We start from the raw sequence: 11,017 nt of genomic DNA, 5'->3' as shown, positions 1-11,017 counted from the left end.
AACTGAACTCATGGCTTCCGTTGTTCGCATCACTGATCTCTCACACAACGGTCTTCAGGATTATGTCTCGCTGACAGATGTGGCACTTCGCAAAGTGACTGAACCTGAACGTGGCCTCTACATCGCAGAGTCGAGCAAGGTCATTCAACGCGCTGTGAATGCTGGCCACATTCCGCGTTCGGTTCTCCTGCAAGAACAATGGCTAGCTGACATTGAGCCTCTGGTGGCAGATTTCCCTGAGTGCATCATTTATGTCGGAAGTTCTGAATTGCTTCAGGAATTAACCGGTTTTGAAATGCACCGTGGTGCTCTCGCATCGATGCAGCGACCAGAGCTTCCTTCAGTACCAGATTTACTAGCCAATGCCACTCGCGTCGTTGTGCTGGAAGACATCGTCGATCACACGAACGTGGGGGCGATATTCCGTGCAGTAGCAGGTTTAGGTGCTGATGCTGTTCTCATCACTCCCAGATGTGCGGATCCGCTGTATCGACGTTCTGTGCGTGTTTCTATGGGCACAGTGCTCCAGGTTCCCTGGACGAGGTTGCCTGAATGGCCAGAAGCACGTGAAATTCTTCATGAGTCTGGTTTTCACATCGCAGCAATGGCTCTTTCTGATGATGCTGTATCGCTCAGAGAGTTTGCGTCCAATCCACGTTCGAAAATTGCTCTGGTATTCGGTTCTGAAGGTGATGGCCTCAGTCGTCAAGCATTAGAGGCATGTGACACCGTCGTCACCATTCCTATGTTGCACGGTGTGGATTCATTGAACGTTGCTTCGGCGAGCGCGGTCGCTTTATACGCACTCACCGAGTGACCGATCAGTCATTGCGCCGATTCTTTCTTAGTATTGGTTCATCATGACCGGTGAACAGACGCATATTGGCTCGTTCGCCGCAGAACATCTTTCTCCTGCATATCCGGCACGTGCGCCCTGGGGAACAGCAGACAACCTTCGTGCGTGGCAAACTGAGGCGTTAGACGCCTACTTCCAGAATGAACCCAAGGATTTTCTCGCTGCAGCGACACCTGGTGCGGGAAAGACCACATTCGCTCTTCGACTAGCTACAGAACTGTTGCGCCGGAGAACTATTGACCGTATTACGGTTGTCACCCCCACCGAGCACCTCAAGACCCAATGGGCAGATGCGGCGCATAAGGTGGGTATTCGCCTCGACCCGAATTTCAGCAACGCTCAGAAGCGCCATGGTCGTCAATTCCATGGGGTTGCTGTGACCTATGCCCAGATTGCGATGAAGGCACATATTCATCAAGATCTCACTGATTCGGCCAGAACTCTGGTCATCATGGATGAAGTTCATCATGGCGGTGATGCGTTGAGTTGGGGTGATGCGCTCCGCATTGCCTTTAGTCGAGCTGAGAGACGTCTATCTCTGACTGGGACCCCCTTCCGCAGTGACACAGCTCCGATTCCTTTCGTGTCGTACTTGCCTGATCGTGATGGCGTTCTTGTCTCTCAGACTGATTATGACTATGGCTATGGCCGAGCTCTCCACGACGGAGTCGTTCGACCTGTGATGTTTATGGTCTATGCCGGTTCTATGCGTTGGCGGACTCGCGCCGGCGATGAGATGGAAGCTCGTCTTGGCCAAGACAACACCAAAGACGTGACCTCCCAGGCTTGGCGTGCTGCTTTAGATCCAGGTGGTGACTGGATACCCCAGGTCATGCAAGCTGCAAACAATCGGCTTACTGAAGTCAGGCAGTCAATACCCGACGCTGCTGGGCTTGTCATTGCTACCGATCAAGACGATGCCCGCGCCTATGCAAAAGTCCTGTTCGAAATCACAGGTGAGGAACCAACTGTAGTTCTGAGCGATGAATCCGGTGGCGGACAGAAGATCGACGAGTTCTCAGCAGATACTTCTAGGTGGATGGTTGCCGTCCGCATGGTTTCTGAAGGTGTTGATGTTCCCCGATTGGCCGTCGGTGTTTATGCCACGAGTGCTGCAACACCGCTCTACTTTGCGCAAGCGATTGGCCGTTTCGTGCGGGCACGTCGCCGCGGTGAAACTGCAACCGTATTTCTCCCCAATGTTCCACAACTCATGCAACTTGCTCAGGAACTAGAGCTTCAACGAGATCACGCATTAGAGAGAAGAGCAACACCCGGTGACGAAGAATATCCAGAAATGGATGCCTTCGATCAAGCTCAGCGTGAAGAATCTGCCTCAAACACTCTTGAAGACGATCTAGGGGAGTATGCGTTCCTCGGTTCCGATGCCAACTTTGACATGGTGATGTTCCAGGGAGAAGAGTTTGGCGGCTATGCAGAACCGGGCTCACCGGAAGAGTTCGACTTCATTGGAATTCCCGGCATCTTGGAGCCAGAACAAATTTCGGATCTCCTGCGCCATCGCCAACGTCGTCAAGCTCAACGCGGCGCTGGCCGTTCCAGTGACGTTGCAGTCAATAAGTCAATACCCCTACACCGCAGCTTGAAAGAACAGCGGGCACTTCTCAACTCTTTGGTGGCGCTGTGGAGTAAGCAAACGAATACTCCTCATGGAATTATTCATACCGAACTTCGCCAAACCTGTGGTGGACCTGCAGTGGCTCAGGCAACAGTTGCGCAGTTGCAAGCACGTATTGACCTGATGCGTCGCCGCATCTCTTCGCCCGTGAAATAGCAATATCTTCGATATTTTTCCGCGACACACCCTAGATGTTGTGTTTCAATAACTACTTGAAGGTTTGTCAGCAGTACTATTTTCAACATGTCTTGCATACGATTTAACACTCCAGCACAGCGTGCTCAGCTTGATGCCCTCAAAGCAGACAAGAAACTTAATGAGACTGCTGTTGCCAAGTTCCTTGGTCCTGAGTTCGGTGAAAGCAAAATCAATCGCTTGCGCAGCATGGCCAAAGATAAGAACCCCAAGATTCGCGAGAGCGTTGCTCTGAGCTACCATGTGCCAGAAGAGGTGATGTGGGCTTTGGCTAAAGATAAGAACGAAGGCGTTCGTATCTGTGTTGCTCGCAATGAAACCACTCCCTGCGACATTCTCCGTCACCTTGCCACTGACAAGAGTGAGCAAGTACGCAGCTGGGTTGCAGTGAACTACTTTGTTCCTCAAGACACCATGGAGTTACTTGCCTCAGACAAGAGTGAGTCCGTCCGCAAACTTGTGGCATGGAAAGCCGATCTTGCAGAGAAAGAACTTGTCTCGGCATAGATTTACAAACAAAGAAGCCCCGGTCTCAACGACCGGGGCTTTTCTCTGTGCGCGAAGGGGGACTTGAACCCCCACGTCCTTACGGACACTAGCACCTCAAGCTAGCGCGTCTGCCATTCCGCCACCCGCGCAGGTGTTGGTGTTTAACCACCGAGAGACAACATTAGCACGAACAAATATGGTCAATGTTCACGTGGCACAGATGTGATGAAGAAATGGGCAGTTAGTGTCATGTTTATGGGTTTTTTCGAGGCACTATTTCTTGGTTTTGTTCAAGGACTTACGGAGTTCATCCCCGTTTCTAGCTCTGCTCATCTTCGTATCATTGGTGAATTTCTTCCACACGGCGGCGACCCTGGTGCAACGTTTACCGCGATAACCCAGTTGGGAACCGAAGCCGCAGTGGTTGTCTATTTCTGGCGTGACTTAGTTCGTATCGTCAAGCACTGGTCCTTAGCGCTGGTCGGAAAAATGCCCCGCAATGACCCTGATGCACGTATGGGGTGGCTGATCATCGTAGGTTCTATCCCCATCATCGTGTTGGGTTTGGTATTCCAAGACGAGATTGAGACGACGTTACGTTCTCTGTGGATCGTTGCCACAATGCTCATTGTCTTTGGCATCCTCCTTGGTGTTTCAGATGTCGTAGGTAAGAAAACGAAGAGCTTGCAACAGCTGACGGTAGGGCGAGGAATAGTTTTTGGTTTCGCCCAGGCCCTTTCCTTGATCCCAGGAGTTTCTCGCTCAGGCGGAACAATTACAGCAGGTTTGTTCATGGGGTTCTCCCGGACTGCGGCGGCTCGTTATTCGTTCCTCTTGGCACTGCCCGCTGTATTTGGAAGTGGTCTATACCAACTCGCAAAGAGCTTTAAGGAACCTCAAGTCTTCAACGGTTTTGAAACTTTTGGCGCAACAGTCGTTGCCTTTATCGTCGGTGTCGGCGTTATTGCGTTCTTGATGAACTGGCTCGGTAAGCACAGCTTCTGGCCATTCGTGGTTTACAGACTGCTGTTGGGTGGAACACTACTGGCACTCCTTGCTACAGGAGTTCTCCAGGGCTAAAGACCAGTTTGTGGTTCTGTGCCCTCGCCGTCGGGCTTATCTGTTGTTCTGAGGAACCGCTCAAACTCCTGAGCTAATGATTCGCCTGTGGCTTCGGGGGAGTCGACCATGTCTCGTGCCTGCTCGAGCTGTGCAATGTAGGAAGACATATCTTCGTCTTCCGCAGCAAGTTTGTTGATGTTTTCTTCCCATTCGGCTGCTTCAGCCACGAGTTCACCGCGTGGGATGACAACGTCAACGATTTCTTCCAACTTATCGATCAAAGCCAAAGTTGCTTTGGGGCTGGGGCCCTGGTGGACATAGTGAGGAACTGAAGCCCAAATAGCCACAGTGGGAATATCCGCTTCCTCTGCCGCTGCAGCAATCACACTGAGGATTCCAACCGGTCCTTCATACGTGCTTCGTTCAACATCGAGCTCGTGTCGTACTGCCGCATTTTCACTTGAGACAAAAGTAGAAATTGGGCGAGTGTGAGGAACGTCAGCGAGCATCGAACCGAGAAGAACAATTGCAGAGATGTCTGCGGCGAGAGCGATGTCAAGAATCTCGTTAGTAAAAGTCAACCAATTTCGACTTGGTTCAACACCCTGCAGAAGGTAGATGTTGTTGGCGTTTGCTCCGGTCACGTCTAAAAGTAGATCCTCGGACACTGACTCATCAAGTTCTGCCGGAACCATTGGTGCGTAGAGGATGGAGGTTGGCCAGGTCAAAGCCCTGTTGCCCTCTTCATCAAAACCAATGGTTGGACGGTTGAACTGGAAGTCGTAATACGTTTCAGGATCAACAGTGTGGAGAGCAATCACATCAAGTTGTTCTTGCAGAGTTGTAACAGCCGAACTAGCAGCCTCACCGGCGTCATTCCAGCCTTCAAACGCAACAACAAGAAGTCGTCCTCGGAATGGATTGCGTGCTTTACTCACAGTGGGGAACCCCGTTCTACTTCACTCACAAGAATACTCAGGTCTACTGACAAGTAGTCTTGAAGGGTGAGTACTTCTGAATCCAGTTCATTTGTTATGCCCGAAGCAATTTTGTGGGACATGGACGGAACCATTGTGGATTCTGAGGAGTATTGGATCAATGCTGAACTTGAACTCGTTGAGCTATTCGGTGGCACGTGGACTCACAAAGATGGTTTAGAACTTGTCGGCAATGGGCTTCCCCTCACAGCGGCAAAGCTTCAACAGCATGGGGTCAAGCTCAGCATTGATGAGATTATTCAAGCTTTGACCAACCGAGTCTTAGAACAACTAGAGGTGGCTGTCCCGTGGCGACCGGGTGCCGTTGAGCTCATTCATCAATTTCAGGTTGCCGGTATTCCACAGGCCCTCGTCACAATGTCGATCGAGCGCATGGCTCGAAGCGTAGTGGCGATGATTCCCGGACTTCCCCTCTCAGAAGTCGTTGCCGGAGATAACGTCATCACGTCAAAACCTGATCCCGAAGCCTACCTTTTGGGTGCAGAAAAGCTCGATGTAGATATCACCAAATGTGTTGCCTTCGAGGATTCTCCCTCTGGATGTCAATCTGCCTATTCTTCTGGGGCGGTTACGGTGGGAGTCACAAATCTAGTTTCTTTGGAAGATATTTCCACCGACGTCACACTCGATACGCTCGTTGGCGTCACTTCTGGACAGATTTTTGAACTTTATGCAGCTAAGCGAGGACTGAACTAATGTCACACGAAACAACTCCTCGCTATATGCCTGGTCCCTTCCGTGCTGGAGATAGGTGTCAGCTCACTGACCCCAAGGGCAAGATCAACACTGTTTCTCTCAAACATGGTGATGAGTTTCACACCCATCGTGGTGTGGTGAAGCACGATGACATCATTGGTCTTCCTGATGCATCGGTGGTCCTGAATAGCTCAGGCGTTGAATATTTGGTCATGCGCCCATTGCTCGTTGATTTCGTGATGTCTATGCCTCGTGGTGCGGCCATTATTTACCCTAAAGAAGCACAGGCAATTTTGGGTCAGGCCGATATTTTCCCCGGTGCTCGCGTCGTTGAAGCCGGAGTTGGTTCCGGAGCACTGTCACTGTGGTTGCTTCGTGCCATTGGTCCGCAAGGATTCTTATATTCATTTGAACGCCGTGAAGAATTTGCCGAGATCGCGAGAGCAAATGTTTCTACTTTTCATGGATTTACCCCTGATAACTGGTCGGTCACTGTAGGAGATCTTCAGGACGCACTGCCTTCGACGGTGGAGCCCGGACAAGCAGACCGTGTCGTTCTTGACATGTTGGCCCCGTGGGAATGTGTCGACATGGTGGCAGATGCTCTCGTTCCAGGTGGAGTAGTGCTGATGTATGTCGCCACAGTTACCCAGCTTTCGCGGGTTGTGGAGGCTCTTCGTGAAACAGGACAGTTCTCTCACCCTCAATCCAGTGAGACGATTGTGCGCGGTTGGCACGTTGAAGGATTAGCTGTTCGTCCAGAACACCGCATGATCGGACACACTGCGTTCTTGGTCACTGCTCGCAAACTTGCTCCTGGCACTGTTCTTCCTGATCTCAAGCGCCGTGCTTCCAAGAGCGATTTCAGCGCAGAAGATCTTGAAGCATGGACTCCCGGTGTCCTTGGTGGACGTGAGATTAGTCCCAAGAGTCTTCGTAAACGAGTGCGCTCTGCGACTGAAAGTGCAGAACTTTCCCAGGCAGCAGACAGCTCGTCGCCAGCTGAATAGGCACAACACGACATAGGCTATTTCTCGTTGAGGTATTTCTTCCTCACAATGATTTTTGCGAGGAATTGTGCGACGTAGTTCTGCCCTTTTTGTCAGTATTGCCCTAGTTGCAGGCTTGAGTGCCTGCGCTTCCCCTGCCGCTGACACTTCCTGCACCCCTCTAGCTGAATCAGGATCGGCAGTAGACAAGGTCAAAGTCACTGGTGGTTTCGGCGAACTTCCTACTGCGACGTTCCCTACTCCACTCACTGCATCCAAGACTGAGCGAAAGATTCTGGTCAAGGGAGATGGATCGCCAGCACTTCCCGGTGGAGCAGTGACCCTTGATTTCACTATCTATAACGGTGAAACCGGTGACATTCTTGGCCAGACCAAATATGACGGTACTGATCTACAGACAACTTCGCTCGATGACACCAGCCTGATTCACGGACTTGTTGCCACGATCCAGTGTGCGCCTGCAGGAAGTCAGATTGTCTCAGTCATTGCCCCGACAGACCTTCTTGACCCCAATGGTGCTCCTATTGGTGATCTGGGTAAGGACACAACACTTGTCGTTGTTGCTGACCTCATCTCAACGAGCCTTGCAAAAGCTAATGGTAAAGATCAGCCTGCCCAAGACGGCTTTCCAGCAGTAGTTCTTGACGCAAACGGTGTTCCAGGAGTCACTGTTCCCAAGTCGAAGGCTCCTACTGAGCTCAAGGTTGAGGTTCTCAAAAAGGGTGACGGACCCGTGGTCAAGGCAGGAAGCTCGGTTACCGTGCACTACACCGGCGTTCTGTGGAGTGACGGAACTGTTTTTGATTCAAGCTGGACACGTAAGTCTCCTGCAACCTTCAGCCTCAACGGTGTTGTTCCTGGTTTTGCTCAGGCGCTTGAAGGTCAAACTGTGGGGTCCCAAATTGTTGCGGTCATTCCTCCAGAGCTGGGATACGGAAACCAGGACAACGGAACCATTCCTTCTGGTTCCACCCTGGTCTTCGTCATTGACATCTTGGGAACCACTCCCTAATTCGGGATAACTCATGGCACGCGCAGAGAATCGAATCAAGAAGGAAGACAGGCTTTTCAGTCTCATTCTTGCCCTCGTTTCTTCCCGTGAGGGCCTGACAAAGAACGAAATACTCAAAACCGTTCGTGGTTATAGTGACTTTTTTGATTACAACGGCAACACTGCCTTGGACAAAATGTTCGAACGGGACAAAGACGAAATTCGATCCATGGGCGTCATTATTGACACGCTCGAATTACCGGAAGAAGAAGGTCAAACTCACAACATTCGGTATTCGATTTCCAGAAAGAATTACGACTTCCCAGATGATGTGACATTTACCTCAGATGAACTCACGCTGTTGAACGTTGCCGCTAACGCATGGCGAGAAGCTTCGCTCTCGAGTGATTCGCGGCATGCGCTGACCAAAATTAAGTCTTTAGGTGTGTCAGCCAGTGATCCTTTGATAGGTGTTGCGCCGCATATCCGCACCAATGACAGAGCATTCAATTCAATTGAAGATGCCCTCGAGAATGAGTTGATTCTTACCTTTAATTACCTCAAGCCAGGTCAGTCCAAATCGCAGCTCCGCACCGTTTCACCCCTAGCGATGCTCAGTTGGGGAGGTCTGTGGTACGTATTGGCTTTTGACTTTGAAGCTCAAGCTGAACGAACATTTCTCCTCAAACGAATCGTTTCTGTCCCTGTTCGTGTTCCTCAAAAAACGCATCCTCGCCCTTCAGAGAATTATGTGCGTCGACTGCAGTCGGAACTTGAGGAACTCACCAGAGCAAACTCGGCATCTCTGAAACTTCTTTCCGGCTCAGATGCACAACTTCGTCTGACCTCGAAATATGGGTACTTCTCAGAAGAGACATCCATCACCTTTGGGTTTTCAGATTTAGAACTCCTTGCAGATGAACTCGTGGTCTTCGGCAATCAGGTCAGTGTTGTTTCACCATCTGAACTGGCAGAAGCTGTGCGTGCACGTCTAGAGCTCATCTCTTCACAGCATGGCGGTGAACAATAGTGGCCGCATCGCGATTAGAAGCAGCAGACCGCGTCACGTTGTTGATGGCTTTTGTTCCATATTTGATTGACCAAGGTGCTGTACCAGTTGATCAATTAGCTTTACATTTCGACATCACACCTGCTCAAGTGCAAGAGCTTGTCCAACTTCTTGCCATGTCTGGAGTTCCAGGGGATAACGGTTTTTATCAGCATCAGGATCTCTTCGATATCAACTGGGACCTCTTTGAGGAAGAACAGATCGTAGAACTGTGGCAACACGTTGCTGTTGAAGCCACACCAAGATTTTCAGCACGTGAAGCCGCAGCGTTGTTAGCTGGTCTGCAATATATTTCCGCAATAGTCCCGGATAAAGACAAGTCAGTAATTGAACAATTGGTTTCGAAGATTGCTTTAGGAGCCTCAGCTGCACCAGAAAATCTTCTCGTCACACCTGCTGCATCTCCCGTGGATTTGGAAGTCATTAGGCAAGCTGTTGCATCTGGTCTGAGTGTTCATTTTTCGTATCAAAATGCCACAGGTGAACGTCTATCCAGAACAGTCGACCCCCTCCGCCTCGACTTAGTGGGGGAGTCCTGGTACCTGCGAGGCTGGAGCCACGAACGTGAAGCACTGAGGACATTTCGGTTAGACCGAATTTCTGATCTATCCATCTCAACCCAGCAGATCACGACAACTCTGACCCACGGTGATCTTCCTGATGAGCTTTTTGACATTTCCGACTCTCACATTCGTGTGAGCTGTGTTGTTGAAGAATCTTCGTTGCCATTGATATCTGCCTATAGGCCAGTAGTTGTGAACGCAGCAGAGGGTGACACCGTTCAGATTGAAGTTGCATTCAGTGATCTTTCAAGTGTTCCAGTCTTTGTTTCCCAGCTTCCCGGTGCAATTCGAGTGGTCTCGCCACCAGAAGCTGTTTCCGCTGTGAGCAGATGGGCCAAGCAGGCACTCACCGGCTATAACGCCTAAACTAGTGACAACACCTTCGCAACAATTCATAAGGAAGTACAGATGCTAGGAAATCTCTCCGGATGGCACTTGCTCATCATCATTGCCATCATTCTGTTGTTGTTCGGTGCACCAAAACTTCCCGGTCTTGCTCGTTCACTTGGACAGTCCATGCGTATTTTCAAGAGTGAAGTTAAGCAAATGAAAGAAGAAGGTCAGACCCCTTCTGATACAAGCTCCACCGACTCAAGCGACTCTTCAAAGTCCGCTTAGTAGCCCATGGCTGCACGGCAGACTAAAGCCTCTCGGCGCGAAGGAAAGATGTCCCTAGGTGGACACCTTGTTGAACTTCGCAAAAGGCTCTATCTCTCTGCCCTCTTTATTGTTATCGGTGCGGTTCTCGGCTGGTTGTTGGCAGATTTTCTCCTTGCTCAACTTCGAGAACCCATCTTCCTGGTCGCTTCTGAACAGGACCGTGTCGCAACACTCAACTATGACGGCATCACGAGTGCCTTTGACTTGAAACTTCAGATTGCCTTCACCGTTGGCATCGTTATTTCGAGTCCCTTCTGGCTTTATCAGATCTGGGCATTCTTTATGCCAGGGCTTACAAAGAAGGAAATCAAGTACACCCTTGGTTTCATGTTGAGCGCTATTCCGCTCTTTTTAGCGGGCTGTGCCGCCGGGTGGTATGTCTATCCCCATATCGTTGCGCTCATGACGAGTTTCGCTCCGAGTGATGATGCCACCATCATTACGGCCAAGACATATTTCGATTTCGTGTTGAAACTGGTTCTCGTCGTTGGTGTGGCTTTCGTGCTCCCGGTATTCCTGGTTTTGTTCAATTTCGCTGGATTGCTCTCTGCCCAGAGCATCATCAAGTCGTGGCGCATCGCAGTCCTGGTCATTTTTTTGTTCACAGCAATCGCAACGCCTGCCGCAGATGTTCTGTCCATGTTCCTGCTGGCCATCCCCATGGTTCTTCTCTATTTCGCTTCTGCGGGTATTGCCTGGCTACATGACCGTCGTCAGGGAAAGAAGCAATTGACGTTCAGCGATGACAGTCCAAGCATTGTTCCTCCTTCAGAACCCCTTTCGGCATAA

At 50.5% G+C, this 11,017-nt stretch carries 12 protein-coding genes and 1 tRNA gene; 11 read left to right on the top strand and 2 right to left on the bottom strand.

Annotated elements, in window-relative coordinates:
• The first annotated feature begins 10 nt into the window (after nucleotides 1–10).
• The 3 genes from AURMO_RS04330 (at nucleotide 11) to AURMO_RS04320 (ending at nucleotide 3,197) form a co-directional block, all read left to right on the top strand.
• The gene (locus AURMO_RS04330) at nucleotides 11–817 is read left to right on the top strand and encodes a TrmH family RNA methyltransferase (RefSeq protein WP_110233395.1); all 807 of its coding nucleotides are present in this window, start codon (nucleotides 11–13) and stop codon (nucleotides 815–817) included.
• Nucleotides 818–860: 43 nt separating this feature from the next.
• Complete coding sequence (locus tag AURMO_RS04325; RefSeq protein ID WP_110233393.1) at nucleotides 861–2,651, top strand: DEAD/DEAH box helicase; 1,791 nt, start codon at nucleotides 861–863, stop codon at nucleotides 2,649–2,651.
• 87 nt (nucleotides 2,652–2,738) lie between these two features.
• Nucleotides 2,739–3,197, top strand: a complete 459-nt coding sequence (locus AURMO_RS04320; protein WP_110233391.1) for a hypothetical protein — start codon at nucleotides 2,739–2,741, stop codon at nucleotides 3,195–3,197.
• 48 nt (nucleotides 3,198–3,245) lie between these two features.
• On the opposite strand, the gene AURMO_RS04315 is transcribed toward AURMO_RS04320, so the two are convergent.
• Nucleotides 3,246–3,328, bottom strand: a tRNA-Leu gene (locus tag AURMO_RS04315).
• 106 nt (nucleotides 3,329–3,434) lie between these two features.
• Here AURMO_RS04315 and AURMO_RS04310 point away from each other — a divergent pair.
• Entirely contained in the window at nucleotides 3,435–4,259 is an 825-nt protein-coding gene (locus AURMO_RS04310; RefSeq protein WP_110233389.1) for an undecaprenyl-diphosphate phosphatase, read from the top strand.
• On the opposite strand, the gene AURMO_RS04305 is transcribed toward AURMO_RS04310, so the two are convergent.
• Entirely contained in the window at nucleotides 4,256–5,179 is a 924-nt protein-coding gene (locus AURMO_RS04305) for a PAC2 family protein (RefSeq protein ID WP_110233387.1), read from the bottom strand. The two genes, AURMO_RS04310 and AURMO_RS04305, sit on opposite strands and share 4 nt — an antisense overlap.
• 66 nt (nucleotides 5,180–5,245) lie before the next feature.
• Between AURMO_RS04305 and AURMO_RS04300 the strand changes: the two genes are divergently transcribed.
• The 7 genes from AURMO_RS04300 (at nucleotide 5,246) to tatC (ending at nucleotide 11,017) form a co-directional block, all read left to right on the top strand.
• Nucleotides 5,246–5,935 carry an HAD family hydrolase gene (locus AURMO_RS04300; protein WP_239406868.1) on the top strand — a complete coding sequence of 230 codons (690 nt, stop codon included), beginning with the start codon at nucleotides 5,246–5,248 and terminating at the stop codon, nucleotides 5,933–5,935.
• Complete coding sequence (locus AURMO_RS04295; protein WP_110233383.1) at nucleotides 5,935–6,945, top strand: tRNA (adenine-N1)-methyltransferase; 1,011 nt, start codon at nucleotides 5,935–5,937, stop codon at nucleotides 6,943–6,945. The genes AURMO_RS04300 and AURMO_RS04295 overlap by 1 nt, the downstream gene beginning before the upstream one ends.
• Before the next feature lie 67 nt (nucleotides 6,946–7,012).
• Complete coding sequence (locus AURMO_RS04290) at nucleotides 7,013–7,957, top strand: FKBP-type peptidyl-prolyl cis-trans isomerase (RefSeq protein ID WP_162532665.1); 945 nt, start codon at nucleotides 7,013–7,015, stop codon at nucleotides 7,955–7,957.
• Between the two features lie 13 nt (nucleotides 7,958–7,970).
• Nucleotides 7,971–8,966 (top strand): helix-turn-helix transcriptional regulator, encoded by a 996-nt coding sequence (locus tag AURMO_RS04285; protein ID WP_110233379.1) that lies wholly within the window; start codon nucleotides 7,971–7,973, stop codon nucleotides 8,964–8,966.
• Entirely contained in the window at nucleotides 8,966–9,934 is a 969-nt protein-coding gene (locus tag AURMO_RS04280) for a helix-turn-helix transcriptional regulator (RefSeq protein WP_110233377.1), read from the top strand. The genes AURMO_RS04285 and AURMO_RS04280 overlap by 1 nt, the downstream gene beginning before the upstream one ends.
• Before the next feature lie 42 nt (nucleotides 9,935–9,976).
• The gene (gene tatA, locus AURMO_RS04275) at nucleotides 9,977–10,186 is read left to right on the top strand and encodes a Sec-independent protein translocase subunit TatA (RefSeq protein WP_110233375.1); all 210 of its coding nucleotides are present in this window, start codon (nucleotides 9,977–9,979) and stop codon (nucleotides 10,184–10,186) included.
• Nucleotides 10,187–10,192: 6 nt separating this feature from the next.
• A complete protein-coding gene (gene tatC, locus AURMO_RS04270) occupies nucleotides 10,193–11,017 on the top strand; it encodes a twin-arginine translocase subunit TatC (RefSeq protein WP_338021099.1) in 825 nt (274 codons plus the stop codon).

This window comes from Aurantimicrobium photophilum (assembly GCF_003194085.1).
Taxonomy (GTDB): domain Bacteria; phylum Actinomycetota; class Actinomycetes; order Actinomycetales; family Microbacteriaceae; genus Aurantimicrobium; species Aurantimicrobium photophilum.
This window is presented reverse-complemented; position numbering and strand designations above follow the sequence as displayed.